This window comes from Photobacterium sp. GB-50, from assembly GCF_003026755.1.
Lineage (GTDB): Bacteria > Pseudomonadota > Gammaproteobacteria > Enterobacterales > Vibrionaceae > Photobacterium.
In genome coordinates this window covers 129272-143477 of the sequence record NZ_PYNX01000006.1, presented here as the reverse complement: position 1 = coordinate 143477, position 14206 = coordinate 129272, and the positions used below count along the sequence as shown (strand labels likewise).

The following is a 14206-nucleotide window of genomic DNA, read 5'->3' as shown; positions in this document are numbered from 1 at the left end:
CACAACGGTAAAAGGAGAAACTGATACGTTAAACAACGAGTAAACGAAAACAGAGATGATCTCTGCTTCCGTTACTGTGCCATTAAAAGGTGTCTTTACTCATTAATAAGAGCAATATTACGAATATATTCAGCTTGCACTTCTTTAGTGAAAGCATTGGGTCTTAATGCTTGAACTTGGCTAATGATGTCTTCTAATTGCCAGTTTTTTTCTAATAATAAGTGGGCTGCAAGTAAACCAGTCCGGCCTGAGCCACCCATACAATGTAGCGCGACTTTTTCCCCGTTATCTAATGCTTGGTGTAATGCAGGGGAGATTGCATCCCAATGCGGTTGAAAGCTTTCATCTGGGGCACAATCATCTTTTATTGGGGTATTGAACCATTGAAGCCCGACTTGCTGAACAACCAGTGGTAACAGACCCACTTTCTTTGCTTCCATTTCTTTGATGCTTAATGCTGTGACAACAATTGTGACACCTTGTGCTTTCAGTTGATCAATGCTGTCAACTAATGGCGTGCCTTTTGTTCCTGGACAAGGGGTTAATACCAATCCTGCTGATTTATTGCTTATTGGTAATTCCCATGTTGGATGTGTCATGCGGTATATCCTTATCGTCTTTTCCATTTCTAAATAGTTATACACGGTAATTATGACACATATGATAATTCATATGTATTGATTTAAAAAATCTCATTAATGTTTGACCTCAGGTTTACTTGAGGTTTTATCCTATGTTGAGATTTATGAACTGAATAAGGACGTTTTAATGAAAGCGATAGGTATTGTTTATTTCTCGAATACAGGCATCACAGAAGCTTTAGTCGAGGCTTGTTGTGACGAGTTAGTATCAGATCCTGTAGAGATTATTATGCATAAGATAACGGGAACAGAAATTATAGAAGGGCGATTTGTTAATCATGAAATAATGGAAAAACTTCAGCACTGCCAAGCGATTATTTTTGCCTCTCCAACTTATATGGGATCTGTCGCGGCACAGTTCAAAGCCTTTGCTGATGCAACAAGTGATCAATGGTGCGATCAGAGATTATCAGGAAAAATAGCAGCAGGAATAACTTCTGGTGGCTCACCGAATGGCGATCAAACTGAAACGCTACGGTATTTCCAAATATTAGCATCGCAACATGGCATGATTTGGATGGGAATAGATAGCCCTTCAAATTTCAACGCATTGGGGGTAAACCGTTTAGGTTGTCAGGCTGGCGTCGTTGCTACCTCTGAGGACGGTAAACCTGATGCTAAAGATATAAATACGGCCAAATACTTAGCACGTCGTATCTATAATTTTATTCAGTAACTTGACGTTGGATCAGCGCTTATCAAAAAAGTCTTTATTACGAATATACTTTTGCATGAAGTGATAACTAAAAGGGCGCATGATCCAACTTATTATTGATCGTGATAATCGTATGATGGTGGGAATGTTTTGATATATTTTACCGTTGTGCAACCAGAGCATTTGCCCAACGTGCCAATGCATAAAAGGAATCGCGGGCAGAAAGGTGACAATATCTAGATCACAACAGATACGGTAGGTTTGTTGATGCAATGGGTAGTGTTTTTTAAAACTCCAAAACCCTGTTGCTGGCTGCCCAAAAGTGACTACACGCTTTATTGCATTTGGATAATATTGGTGTAAGTAGTCAGCACTGAGTACCGCCATTGCACCACCAGACGAGTGACCAGTTAAGCTAATGTGCTTACCGGATTCAATTAAGGGTTTTATTACGGCTTGGATCTGTTTAATGATTTCGTTGTAGTTCGATTGATTGCGGTGTGAGGTTAAATATGATGCTTGAAAGATATCGAGCTTTTGGCTATCGCTTAAATCTGGATGACATTGATGAAAAGCATAGTTACGTTTTATGCTTTTTTGATGTATTAGATAATGGTAACCCCAATGAACGTAATATGGCTTAGGTTGTGATTCGATTTTTTTCGGGAAACATGCAAGGTTGAGTAGCCAATCCCATATGTTTTGCGACCCTTTAAAGACTAAGACGACTTCTTTACTCTCGCCCCATAAAATACGAATAATAGTGCGTCCCCAGCGATCGACAATTTCTTCTCTGCCCTCAGGTAAAAAACCATATTGGGTATGATCAAAATCATCAGGGTAAGCCAGCTGACATAAAATCGCATATTGTTCATATTGATAGCGTTTTAGTTTATTCATCGTATTCTTTTTTTAGTTAACTTATCACCAGCATAAACACGGTATTTATCAATCTAATGACAATAAAAGAATACAGGGAAAGTCCAACCTAACACGTTCTGTATTAGGTCGGACTTAAATTAATGAGCACTCAGGGTAAATAAACTCTTTTGGGGGAAAGAGCCTAAGTTAATGTTCATTAAGCTACAAATGGCTTTGTAGACTCATCAATATTTCAATAGGTATCACACTGTAAGTAGAGCAAAACCTGTTTTCATATCGACTGTTATATTTTTACGCTAAAATGAGGAAGTTAAAAGAGAACAATATAGGGAATAAGGTTTCCTCTTTATGAGCGGTCAACGATTAAAATTGCAATTCCAGCGTTTGTACAACCATTACTCAGGTAGGAATACTGAGACTAATCTTCATGATATTTCAGAGGTTTTATTTTGTACGCGTCGTAATGTGCGCATGGTCATCAATAAGATGGTCGATAAAGGCTGGATCGATTGGCAACCTGCCGTTGGGCGCGGAAAGCAATCACGCTTAATATTTAATAGCACTGACAGTGAGTTACAATTTATGCAAGCGCGTAAGTTAGTGACTGATGGCAAACTAGAAACAGCCTTGTCTGTGTTAGATAATAATGCTGAAAAACTGGTGCAATTGATCCATGAGCAATTGGGTATTTCGCATGTTCATGGTAGGCAAATTGTGCGACTACCTTATTACCGTAGCTTCGGTAATCTTAATCCTCTCAAGCCGCTTCGCCGCTCTGAACAACACCTTGTTAGACAAATTTTCAGTGGGTTAACCCAATTTAATGAGGAAAAAGGGGAAGTTGAACCTGATATTGCTCATGCTTGGGAAATGATCTCGGTAAGACATTGGCGTTTTCATATTCGTCCAGCAATCCGTTTTCATGATGGGCGGTTACTTGAAAGCGATGATATTATTCAAACGTTTAAGGAATTGAAACAGCAAGCATTGTTTAAGCATATTGATGATGTTATTTCGCCCTTTGCTAATACGATAGATGTGTATTTAAAACGGGATGATTTTCACCTTCCTGCTTTACTCGCGAATATCAGTGCTGTTATTCAGCCTGCAAAGGATCATCGTCGCTCTGATGCAACCGCATTTCCTGTCGGTACGGGGCCTTATAAAGTCACGATTAATGATAAGCAGCGTTTAAAACTTGAAGCATTTGATATGTATTTTGGTTTTCGTGCCTTAACAGACGTGGTGGAAATTTGGATTTTAACGGGTTTTTCTGCTTGTTATTTAAAGCCATCACTAGAGTTAGCGCAGACACAAAGTGCAACGGTATCTAATAAGTTAAGTTTAGATCAAGGCTGTAATTACTTATTATTAAATAGAAATAAAGGCTTAGCTCAACAAAAAGTTTGGTTAGATTATTTTCAATCTCGTTTAAACAGCTTGAGTATTATGCGTCATTTAGATCTTAATAAAGTCTCTAACTTTAAGATGATTAATGCCTATGGCTTATTACCAGGATGGGTTTGTGCAACGGATTACCCACACGATATTGTTGTGCCAACGACTAAACGCTCTGTGACACTCGCCTATCAACAAGAACATCCTATTTATCCTTATATGGCTGAATTGATAGCTGAAATATTAGCGAATGACGGTATTACGCTTAAAGTGATTGAAATTGCTTTTGAAGAGATAATGCAAGGCAAACAAGCCGATAAAATAGATCTCTGGTTAAATGGCATGAGTCTTGGGAGTGATAGAGCCGATGCTATATTGCCGTGGCTATATAACTTTGAACAAATTGAACGCGCTATGCCACCTCAAGCATTCTCGCAACTTGAGATCCTCATAGATAATTGGCGGATGAATATTACGCCTGAATTTCCATTAGAAGAGATTCAGAATTTATTGGTCAATTCAGGCCAAGTATTACCCTTATTCCACGCGTGGTTAGGTGTTGATGGTAACGGTGAATTGGAAGGGATGGCGTCTAATCAATTAGGTTGGTTTGATTTTAAATCGGTGTGGGTAAAACCAAGACACTAAGTGATGCCATTACGTTTTGAAATGAAAATCACAAGTAGGCGTTAAATAACGCCTACTTATTTTATTTAATTATCGTTGTGATTTTCTTCAAATTCGAGAATATCACCAGGTTGGCATTCAAGTAATTCACATAACTTATCTAAGGTTGAAAAGCGTACTGCCTTCGCTTTACCGTTTTTAAGAATAGATAAGTTTGCCTCTGTCATCTCCATAGCTTGAGCCAATGCTTTTAATCGCATTTTGCGTTTAGCCATCATGACATCTAAGTTAATACGTATTGTCATCGTCGGCTCTTAAATGGTTAAGTTTTGTTCATCCGCAAGAATATAAGCTTCTTTCATTACCCATGAAATTATCAATACGATTAGTCCCATAATAATGGTGATAAAATCTATACCCAAAAAACTAATAGCGATCATTCTCTGTCCTGGTGGATTATTGAAGCTAAGTATGAGTGTCATAATTGGTTGATAGAATATTGAGCCACCGACCCAATAAAATATGCTATAGCCAAGTTTTTGATAAATAGTTGCATTTTCTAAGGTAAAGATATTGTTATTTTCATAATTACGGAAGAGTTTAATTAACTTTGTTAAAGCATACATGATAATTGAGCAATAAATGAGGCTAGCTAACGTTGCGATGAGTCTTGTTGTGAGTGTTAATGGCACTTGAGTAATGTTGTGTAAATCATCATACGATGTTTGTACTATTCCAGTGTTCGTTAAATAGGCATATGGCGTATCAATGGTTAGCCAAAAATAGCAAACTAATATAGGTGTTAAAACGAAAAATAGTTGAAACAGTAAACGAGCTCTTTTACTTTGCTTTTGGATATTAGACATGTATTACCTCTTAAGTTGATGAGGCAAGGATAGAGACTAAACTAGAGATAAGCAATAAAAAATTATCGTTTTACGATAATTTTTTATTTAAATATTTGTGGTTAAAAAGTATTGTTGACTGTAATGTTTTGATAGATAAAGAAAAAAAGAGCAATATTCACTTTTCTAGGTGGAAAGTGAATATATACTCGTTTTTAGGTTCCGGATGGGATTTAATTTTTTGCCGAATATTTTAAATTCAAATGCTGCTGTGATTCCATAAAAGCGACATGTAGGTTAATGAGTTGGACACTTTCTTGCTGCCATTGAGGATCGGTTTGATGTTGGCAAAACTCCACCATAGCAACAATGATTCGATCTAGCTTTTTTAAGCTCCAACGCTTTAGTTCTGCGCTATAACTGGCATCACATACCACGGCTTGAAGTTTGGCATAAGAAAGTTGAATGTAACCAAATGCCTGCTCGTTATAGCCTTGATGTTGATAATATTTAGTTAAGCGAAAACACGCATCTAGCCAGTAGGCTAGAGCTTCACTGCCAGTCTCATTGTCTAATTCATCCATCATGCTGCTAGGCGTTTGCTGAATGAGAGTAACCAACTCTGAAAAATCATGGTTATGGTTGGGTTGGTACCACCCTTTAACTGATTCTAACCAGCAGTGAAGTGTCATCATGCGATTTTTTCCTCTTTAAGTGCGTTGACTTCTGATTCATCCCAGTTTGCTACAAAGTGATTGTCAGCAACTTGGCGATGTCCTGAAACAGACTTCAAACTTATTGCACGGATCTTATCGGCGCTCTGTGAATAATCAGGTTCTGAATCCACGAGTTTATTAAAGGGTAGATCAGGATCGGGCACTGCAGAGATTAATAATTTAGTATAAGGATGCTGTGGGCTACGTAAAATAGAGCGAGTGTCTCCCCATTCAACAATACGACCACGGTACATTACAGCGGTTTCTTCTGCGATATAATGCGCAGTAGCTAAATCATGAGTAATGTATAAAAAGCCAATACCAATTTTATCTTTCATCTCTTTCATTAGGTTCAACACACCTAATCGAATAGAAACATCAAGCATTGAGGTGGGTTCATCGGCGAGGATGATTTCAGCACCCACACCAATTGCGCGCGCTAGGTTCACACGTTGACGTTGACCACCACTGAGCTGATGGGGGTATTTATCAAGATCTTCAATCGGTAACTCAACCAATTCCATTAGTTCATTTAAACGCTGCTCTATTGCGTCTTTACCCTTCACTTGTTTATGAATTAACAGTGGGCGAGTAAGGTGATGGCGAATAGTATGAGTGGGATTTAACGATCCAAAAGGGTCTTGGAATACCATTTGGACTTTACCGCGATAATTTAATACATCTTTACGTTTACGAATAGTATCGACATTATCGCCTTTAAATAAAATTTCACCTTCCGTTACGCCGTGAACTTTAGTAATGAGCTTTGCACAGGTACTTTTACCACAGCCGGATTCACCAACAAGCGCTAAAGTGCGCCCCTTATAGAGCTTAAAGCTGATATTATCGAGAGCACGAAAGATTTCAGTCGAACCAAAACCACCGCCAGCAGTGAACTCTTTCACCACATTATTTAATTCAATAATTGGTTGTTCCATTACGATATTTCCTCTGCTGAGATAGAAACGTGTGGGGCGTCTTCATGAATGTTAGGGAATGATGCCCATAACTTTTGGGTGTATGGGTGTTGAGGATTGTTACGTATTTCACGTGCTTGATTGACTTCAACAATTTCACCGTATCGCATTACGGCAATGCGATCACAAAGTTGACTCATAAGCGCAAGATCGTGAGTAATAAATAACACAGAGAAATCGAATTCTTTACGTAGTTGATATATTTGCTGCAAAATCTCACGTTGAACAACAACATCAAGCGCCGTGGTTGGTTCGTCCATAACAATGAGTTTTGGGTTGAGGCATAGCGCTATCGCAATAACGAGCCTTTGACGCATACCACCACTAAATTGGTGTGGATACTCGGATAAACGCTCGCGAGGGATATTAACCAGATCTAACAGCTTTTCGGCACGTTCTTTTGCTTGTTCATTGCTGTAGCCAAGGTGGTGGCGCATTACATCAGCAAATTGCTCTTGAATAGGGAGTACGGGATTTAATGAGTTCATTGCACTTTGGAATACCATTGCAATGTCTTTCCAGCGAACAACGCCCATTTGTTGTTCAGTTAATGCGATAAGGTTTGTACCGTTGTATTCAATACTGCCTTTTGTGATAAGTGCTGGCGGCTTGTGTAAGCGATTAATAGCAAAAGCGATAGTACTTTTACCACATCCCGATTCACCCGCTAAGCCGAATATTTCACTTTTACCTATATCAAAATTTACTGATTTTACGGCTTTAAAGTCGCCATTGTCTGTAATGTAGGTGACTTCGAGATCACGTACTTTCAGTATTGGGTCTGAATGAAACGCTTGTTCCATGATGCTCTCCCTGCAAAAATAAAACTACATGATAATGAAAGTGATTATCATTAATATTTAAACAAATTAAAGGAGCAAGAAGAGGGTTGCAAAGGTTCAAGTTAAAGAAAGTGAGGCAGGTATCAAAAAATCATGTAAAAGTTGAGTGTCGCAAAAATATATACCACAAGGGTAATTATTATTTGTGAAAAGATTCCATATGGCAGCAATAACAGAGATAAAAAAGAAAAGCCCACACAAGATCACATTGTAATGTTGTGTGGGGGGGAGGTGAAAGATCAAACAGCGGCTTTTAATGCAGAGATAAAAATATCAATATCGTCTTTTGTAATGTCTAAATGAGTGACAAATCGCAATGGGTTTCCAGTTGAGATCAAAATGTTTTGTGCTTTTAATGTGGTCGCCAATTGGGTTTGATCTATCTTACTATCGACTTTTGCAAATAAGATATTTGTTTGTACGTGACTCGTGTTTACTTCAAAACCATTCACTGTATTTAATTGTTCCGCTAAGTATTTAGTATTGGAATGGTCATCGACTAAACGACCTGTGTTTTCAGTCAGTGCAATTTTACCCGCAGCGGCAATGATTCCTGCTTGGCGCATGCCGCCACCAAGAACCTTACGCCAGCGACGGGCTCTGGCTATTAGTGCTTTATCACCCAGTAATAGTGACCCAATTGGCGCACCTAAACCTTTTGATAAACAAATGGTGAAAGAATCAAAATATTGAACAATTTCTGTAATATCGACATTAAGTGCGGTGGCTGCGTTATAAACACGCGCCCCATCAAGGTGAAGTTTTAGGTTATGTTGTTCAACAAATTCACGCGCTTGTTGAAGGTAGGTGAGCGGTAACACTTTACCATTGATGGTGTTCTCGAGGCTTAAAAGTGTTGTGCGGGCAAAATGAGGATCGTCTGGTTTAATTGCTGCTATCAATTTTTCGAAAGGAAGTGTGCCATCATCGGCATTTTCTATCGGTTGAGGTTGGATCGAACCTAAAACGGCTGCACCGCCGCCTTCGAATTTATAATTATGTGCCTGTTGGCCACATAAATATTCATCTCCACGTTCACAGTGTGCCATTAATGCCAGTAAATTAGCTTGAGTGCCAGAACTACAAAAAAGTGCGGCTTCAAATCCATGGCGTTCCGCTGCAAAAAGCTCTAAATCATTAACGGTTGGATCGTCGCTATAAACATCGTCACCCACAAGTGCTTGGGACATCGCTTGACGCATTGCGGGAGAAGGGCGAGTTACCGTATCTGAACGAAAATCTATCATTTATTATCAACTTCCTATTCTGTTTTATTCACTATATCACTGTGTACTATTTGGTTTCTATAGTCGTAGATCCTTGTTATTAAGCATATGATGACACTATGTTTAAAACAGAATATTTGATGGTTATATTAATACGGCATTCGCATAAAACATATTCTGTAAAGCATCTACACTTTAATAGTTGGTTGTTTATTATGCAATTATTGAAGAGACTCTGAGTACGGCCACACTAGGAGGATGATGTGATGTTAGTGGAACAACGTGATTTTACCTTACTTGGTAAAGTTCAGCGGCATGCTCATATTAGCGTAATCCCAACGGGTAAGTTACGCGTTAATATTCTTGAGGATAATGCAGAGCAAGAAGCTGAATTCTCGCAATTATGGTTTAGCAAGACCGGAACAAAAACATTATTAGTCTGCCGAGTTGAATCAAAAGTCAATTGGCAACTAGATCTTAGAAACCAAGACGCGAAAGAGCTCGAACACCTTATTGAATCGGCGCAAGAAGATTATGAAATCTTAATGCGTGATTTATAACTATCATCAATCTTGTTGAATGGTTTGGTGGGGCAATTTGTGATTTTGCGATATGAGTGTGTTTAACCCTGCTAGTAACTAGCAGGGTTTTATTCAGTTTCTAGGTTTAGGTAAAATGAGGCTTGCTTTCAAACCGCCGCGCTGGCTTTTACTTAAAATTAAATCACCACGATAGCTATGCGCTAGTTCATTCACGATATTTAATCCAAGCCCTGTTCCAGGGGTATTTTCATCTAACCGCACTCCACGGTGAAGTACTTGCTTGCATTTTTCTTCTGCAATACCAATGCCGTCATCTTCAATGACAAGGGTAATTTGACCTGATTGGTTCGACTCTTGGTATACGCGAATCAAAGAGTTAGCCCATTTATAGCTGTTTTCGATTAAGTTACCGATCATTTCATCAAGATCACGGCTTTCTACTGCAACCATCACACTGCTATCAAGCTCGTTAACTAAGATCAGCTCTCGATTTGCGTAGACTTTATCCATGGCTAAGGAGATCGCATCCACTCGACTAGAAACGGCGGTTTTTGCCGCTAGGATATTCACAGCACCAGCCATACGAGCACGACCTAAATGATAATCGATGTGCTGTTGTAACTGCTGGAGAGCGGGTACTAGCTTGGCTTTTGTTGGTTCATCAAGTAACGCGACTTCATTATTCAAAATAGCGATGGGTGTTTTAAGTGCGTGAGATAAATTCCCTGAATGATTACGTGCACGTAATAGTAGCTCTTGATAGTGGAAGAGTAAGGCATTTAAATCATCAATAACCGGTTGTATTTCAACAGGATATAATCCAGTTAGTTCTGTAGAATGTCCTTCTCGCACTAGCTTTAAATTTCGACGCAATTTACGTAGAGGCCACAGTGACCAGCTGACTTGTAGCGTGGTAAGTGTGAGAATACCAATTGCCATAATGGTTAAAATTAACCATAAACCTCGCGTTAGTTGTTGCAAGGTCTTGAGTAATCGATCCTGATTGACGGCAACGGATAGTTCTACTGGATAATCACTATCAGGCAGTAGGAATTTACGTTTAACCACGATTAAGGATTGTTTATTAGGACCTTCAAAACCCTCTTCGCTATTCCCTGAAATGGTGGTGTCCCATAACGAGCGTGAACGTAGATGTTGTTTGTTGAGTTTGAGTGACCAATACAAACCGCTATAAGGGGAGTTAAATCGCGGGTTTGATAATCGACCATCAAGAAATACACGACCATGCGCATCAATATCGACAAGCGCTGTAATTTGATCAAGGTATAAATAAAGCTGGGTTTTTTCTTGGTCAATAAGGTAGCTTTTAATAAAGCTTGGCACAAGATAACCAGCCGTGAGTGTGATCGCTAATAGCCATATTGCAGAAGCGCTTAATAGGCGATTACGAATACTTGGCTGGCCTTTTTTCCGCATATTAATTCGCATTAATCCGATATCCAAGACCGCGAACTGTTTTTATTACATCATTGCCAATTTTTCGACGTATACGACCAATGAAGACTTCAATTGTGTTGGAATCACGATCAAAATCTTGCTTATAGATATGTTCCACTAATTCTGTACGTGAAATAACCTTATCAGTGTTATGCATAAGATAAGATAACACTTTGAATTCAAGTGCTGTAAGATCAATGAGTTGACCTTCCCAAGTCACCTTGGAAGTACGTGTATCAAGGCTTAAATTACCAGCTTGAATAACAGGAGAGGCATTACCTGTAGAACGGCGAAGTTGCGCTCTAACACGAGCGACTAATTCCACCATCTGAAAGGGTTTGGTTAGATAATCATCAGCGCCTGCATTTAAGCCATCGACACGTTGTGTGAGTTCATTACGTGCACTTAAAATAACGACAGGGCAGTTTACATTTTCTTCACGAATACCTTTTAATACGGTAATACCATCAAGTTTAGGAAGACCCAAATCTAAAACAATAGCATCCCAAGGTTCTGATGTTGCACGATAGAGGGCATCAATACCATCACAAGAAAGCTCTGCCACCCAACCGCTTTGTTCTAAACCAGCGATAATTTGTTCGCCTAAAGTTACTTCGTCTTCTACGACAAGAATTTTCATTTTGGAGCCCTGATGACATTTTCTAAATGTCGTCCTTTGATATTTAACATTTGTAAAGATTGAGCTTGATATTCAACTTTTATTATATTGTTTTGATTATCAATAAGCTTTAGTTCATAGATCCACTCACCATTGTCTTCGTTGAGCTCTACTTTAATTATACGTGCTGATAACTGTTGAGAGACTTTATGTTGAAGGGCTGAATAAGGCTTGATTAATCCTTTCTCGACAGCTGTCATTACATCATCGTGATGCTCTTCATCGTGGGTTATCGGCGTTGCTAATGCACAGAAAGTCAACGATCCGAGAAGCCCGACTATATATAAATATCTATGACGTATTTTCATATTTATAATTGTAACGTAACAACCATGAATGGAAAGTGAATGAGACGATTATGATAACGTGTGTAATGGTCATAAGTCGTTAAATTTTTAAGCTTTTATTCGAAAATTATGATCCCGTTATAGTAGAATAAGTATTGCATGAATGGTGTTTTTAAATTTTATTCAAATTTAGTGAATAGCTTGCTAGTTTACGGCATTTATCGCAAAATTGCGCAATAAAAAGTAATGAAATAGGTAACCCACGATGGCTTCTAGCGCACACGCACTTCATATTTTAGTGAAACACAAAGAATTGGCTGATGATATTCTAGAACAGCTTAAAAAGGGTGCAAAGTTTCAAGATCTTGCTAAAAAACACTCAACGTGCCCGTCGGGTAAAAAAGGGGGAGATCTTGGTGAGTTCCGTAAAGGTGCAATGGTGCCGCAGTTTGATAAAGCGGTCTTTTCTGGTAAAGCAATCAGTACCAGTGAAGCGTTAAAAAAGAAAAATAATAACTTACGCGGATTAATTCCAGAACCTGTAAAGACTAAGTTTGGTTGGCATGTGATTAAAGTTCTTTATACCGTTTAATCTATTTATTGAACCAGATTGAATTTATATTAACGCTCTTATTTTAGAGCGTTTTTTTATGCTTAATAGATACATAATAATATTATTAATGGTATCTATTGGTTGTTATTATTCAATTGTCTATGTGAATAAAGTGGCTAATTTACATTGATTTACGCTTTAAAGCTGTTTAATTAATCTGTTTTTCCATAGTATTAATATATGCCCTTTTTATGGAGAATGACGATGAAAGGTTTATTCGATCAGCTAATAAATCAAGCTAGTAATTATATGGATAAGGGAAAAACCACATCTAGTTCAAGTACCTCTGATTTATTAAAAGGAGCGACAGCCGGTGGGGTTGTTGGTGCATTATTAGGCAATAAGAAAAGTCGTAAATTAGCCAAAAAATATGGTGGTAAAGCTGCCTTAGTTGGTGGTACTGCTGTGATTGGCACGGTCGCTTATCAGGCTTATAAGAAATGGTCGCAAGAGTCATCACATGCTTCTAATATGGCAATGGACTCACAGCAAGCGATTTCCCCAAATACCCAATTAAGAACAAACCAAGACTTGTTAGTTCAAGCTATGATTTTTGCAGCAAAAGCTGATGGTCATATTGACGAGCAAGAAAAAACAGCGATAGCACAATGGATGATTGAAAATGGGATCAGCCATGATGTTGAAACTGTGATTGTTCGTTGGCTAAATGCACCGTTAGATCCCCAAGTCATTGCGGCGCAAGTTAGTGGCTTAGAGCAAGCTTCTGAAGTTTATTTAGTTACATTATTGGCTATTGATGTCGATCATTTCTTAGAGCGTGCTTATCTTGACGCATTAGCCCAAGCATTAAAACTGCCAGTAGGCTTAGTTCAGCGAATAGAAGAACAAGCAAATGTTATGTCGTGATTGATTTAACACAGCGAAGATAGGGGCTAATTAAATATAGCCCCTGATTGTCAATATTATTTTGTTTGACCCGCTGGCATAGAACTATTGATTCTGACTGGACCTAAACCAATAACACACTGTTTATAACCTTTTTCCCAGCCTTTTAGGTAAGCTGCTCTATTTACGGTATCGTAGCTATTTACTATTTCTTTGGATGGTAAAAACTGCGCTTCCATGGCATTTTTACAACCATCGTCATATCCTTTTTTTTCTACTGGCGCCGTATCTTGTTTTACGATTTTTGTGATCACTTGTGGTTCTGATTGCGGTACAGTCTGTGTCGCACAACCTGAAATCAATAAAGTTAAGCCAATAAAGGGTAAATATTTATTCATAATATACTCAGTTATATATTCAATCTTGCTGTGATTACAAAAGCGACAAGCAAAACCATTATAATTCGTTATGAGTATATTATAGCAATACCCTTAATCAAACCGTAACCAATGCCATAGTGGTTGAAATTGTGAGTATTTTAAGCGATGAACTAAATGCATTATTGCTTAAGCGATACAACTATCTCTTTAGAAGAGCGAGTATCACTCCAATTTAATAATTTTGAATAGAAGTATTTTAGTATTATCAGATAGATAGTGATGAGACTGAAACTGGTTATGGTACTAATCCCTTGTTGAAAATGATTATCACCAGAAAGAAGTAATATTAAGCCAAGACTGACACCAAGTGATGAAATCATTAGCCATAGCGGAAAACTAAGCCTGAAAAACTGATAGAAATGGAACAATACAGAGAAGATCACTTTCTTTAAATGAAACATAATGTACTCCTAAGCGAAATTGTTGCCTAGTTGTTAAATTATTCCAGTTATTGATGAGAGTGAAGTGCAGTGATCAGATTTTGTGTCGTTGTTCATGGTTTGATGGTAACGATGAGGCGGTATTTCGCATC

17 protein-coding genes are annotated in these 14206 nt (G+C 38.3%); 5 read left to right on the top strand and 12 right to left on the bottom strand.

Going from position 1 to position 14206, the window contains the following annotated elements; genetic code table 11:
* Nucleotides 1-95: 95 nt before the first annotated feature.
* Nucleotides 96-599 carry a cyclin-dependent kinase inhibitor 3 family protein gene (locus C9J41_RS10615; protein WP_107294539.1) on the bottom strand — a complete coding sequence of 168 codons (504 nt, stop codon included), beginning with the start codon at nucleotides 597-599 and terminating at the stop codon, nucleotides 96-98.
* A gap of 169 nt (nucleotides 600-768) precedes the next feature.
* Between C9J41_RS10615 and C9J41_RS10610 the strand changes: the two genes are divergently transcribed.
* Nucleotides 769-1317, top strand: a complete 549-nt coding sequence (locus C9J41_RS10610) for a flavodoxin family protein (RefSeq protein ID WP_107206912.1) — start codon at nucleotides 769-771, stop codon at nucleotides 1315-1317.
* Nucleotides 1318-1329: 12 nt separating this feature from the next.
* Here C9J41_RS10610 and C9J41_RS10605 read toward each other — a convergent pair whose 3' ends face one another.
* Nucleotides 1330-2196 carry a DUF2974 domain-containing protein gene (locus tag C9J41_RS10605; protein WP_107206913.1) on the bottom strand — a complete coding sequence of 289 codons (867 nt, stop codon included), beginning with the start codon at nucleotides 2194-2196 and terminating at the stop codon, nucleotides 1330-1332.
* 330 nt (nucleotides 2197-2526) lie between these two features.
* Between C9J41_RS10605 and C9J41_RS10600 the strand changes: the two genes are divergently transcribed.
* Nucleotides 2527-4224, top strand: a complete 1698-nt coding sequence (locus C9J41_RS10600; protein WP_107294538.1) for an SgrR family transcriptional regulator — start codon at nucleotides 2527-2529, stop codon at nucleotides 4222-4224.
* Between the two features lie 65 nt (nucleotides 4225-4289).
* Here the strand turns inward: C9J41_RS10600 and C9J41_RS10595 are convergent, their stop codons facing one another.
* The 6 genes from C9J41_RS10595 to ltaE form a co-directional block, all read right to left on the bottom strand.
* Nucleotides 4290-4508 carry a helix-turn-helix transcriptional regulator gene (locus tag C9J41_RS10595; protein ID WP_005364730.1) on the bottom strand — a complete coding sequence of 73 codons (219 nt, stop codon included), beginning with the start codon at nucleotides 4506-4508 and terminating at the stop codon, nucleotides 4290-4292.
* 9 nt (nucleotides 4509-4517) lie between these two features.
* Complete coding sequence (locus C9J41_RS10590; RefSeq protein ID WP_107206915.1) at nucleotides 4518-5069, bottom strand: DUF2975 domain-containing protein; 552 nt, start codon at nucleotides 5067-5069, stop codon at nucleotides 4518-4520.
* A 212-nt stretch (nucleotides 5070-5281) separates the two neighbouring features.
* On the bottom strand, nucleotides 5282-5743 hold the full coding sequence (locus C9J41_RS10585; protein ID WP_107206916.1) for a hypothetical protein: 462 nt from the start codon (nucleotides 5741-5743) through the stop codon (nucleotides 5282-5284).
* Nucleotides 5740-6702 (bottom strand): ABC transporter ATP-binding protein, encoded by a 963-nt coding sequence (locus C9J41_RS10580; RefSeq protein WP_107247288.1) that lies wholly within the window; start codon nucleotides 6700-6702, stop codon nucleotides 5740-5742. Before C9J41_RS10580 ends, C9J41_RS10585 begins: the two co-directional genes overlap by 4 nt.
* The gene (locus C9J41_RS10575; RefSeq protein ID WP_107206918.1) at nucleotides 6702-7544 is read right to left on the bottom strand and encodes an ABC transporter ATP-binding protein; all 843 of its coding nucleotides are present in this window, start codon (nucleotides 7542-7544) and stop codon (nucleotides 6702-6704) included. Before C9J41_RS10575 ends, C9J41_RS10580 begins: the two co-directional genes overlap by 1 nt.
* 278 nt (nucleotides 7545-7822) lie before the next feature.
* Nucleotides 7823-8830, bottom strand: coding sequence for a low-specificity L-threonine aldolase (ltaE, locus tag C9J41_RS10570; protein WP_107294537.1), 1008 nt, complete (start codon nucleotides 8828-8830; stop codon nucleotides 7823-7825).
* Nucleotides 8831-9075: 245 nt separating this feature from the next.
* On the opposite strand from ltaE, the gene C9J41_RS10565 reads away from it, so the two are divergent.
* The gene (locus C9J41_RS10565; RefSeq protein WP_107206920.1) at nucleotides 9076-9369 is read left to right on the top strand and encodes a hypothetical protein; all 294 of its coding nucleotides are present in this window, start codon (nucleotides 9076-9078) and stop codon (nucleotides 9367-9369) included.
* Between the two features lie 93 nt (nucleotides 9370-9462).
* Here the strand turns inward: C9J41_RS10565 and C9J41_RS10560 are convergent, their stop codons facing one another.
* Genes C9J41_RS10560 through C9J41_RS10550 form a run of 3 tightly spaced genes read right to left on the bottom strand, consistent with a single transcriptional unit; the run spans nucleotide 9463 to nucleotide 11688 of the window.
* A complete protein-coding gene (locus C9J41_RS10560; protein WP_107206921.1) occupies nucleotides 9463-10800 on the bottom strand; it encodes a sensor histidine kinase in 1338 nt (445 codons plus the stop codon).
* On the bottom strand, nucleotides 10790-11449 hold the full coding sequence (locus C9J41_RS10555; RefSeq protein WP_107206922.1) for a response regulator transcription factor: 660 nt from the start codon (nucleotides 11447-11449) through the stop codon (nucleotides 10790-10792). The genes C9J41_RS10560 and C9J41_RS10555 overlap by 11 nt, the downstream gene beginning before the upstream one ends.
* Nucleotides 11446-11688, bottom strand: a complete 243-nt coding sequence (locus C9J41_RS10550; protein ID WP_233217632.1) for a PepSY domain-containing protein — start codon at nucleotides 11686-11688, stop codon at nucleotides 11446-11448. Before C9J41_RS10550 ends, C9J41_RS10555 begins: the two co-directional genes overlap by 4 nt.
* Nucleotides 11689-12040: 352 nt before the next feature.
* On the opposite strand from C9J41_RS10550, the gene C9J41_RS10545 reads away from it, so the two are divergent.
* Together C9J41_RS10545 and C9J41_RS10540 are read left to right on the top strand one after the other, a co-directional pair.
* Nucleotides 12041-12367, top strand: coding sequence for a peptidylprolyl isomerase (locus tag C9J41_RS10545; RefSeq protein ID WP_107206924.1), 327 nt, complete (start codon nucleotides 12041-12043; stop codon nucleotides 12365-12367).
* Nucleotides 12368-12592: 225 nt separating this feature from the next.
* A complete protein-coding gene (locus C9J41_RS10540; RefSeq protein WP_107206925.1) occupies nucleotides 12593-13255 on the top strand; it encodes a tellurite resistance TerB family protein in 663 nt (220 codons plus the stop codon).
* Between the two features lie 56 nt (nucleotides 13256-13311).
* Here C9J41_RS10540 and C9J41_RS10535 read toward each other — a convergent pair whose 3' ends face one another.
* Entirely contained in the window at nucleotides 13312-13632 is a 321-nt protein-coding gene (locus C9J41_RS10535; protein ID WP_107206926.1) for a hypothetical protein, read from the bottom strand.
* Between the last annotated feature and the right edge of the window lie 574 nt (nucleotides 13633-14206).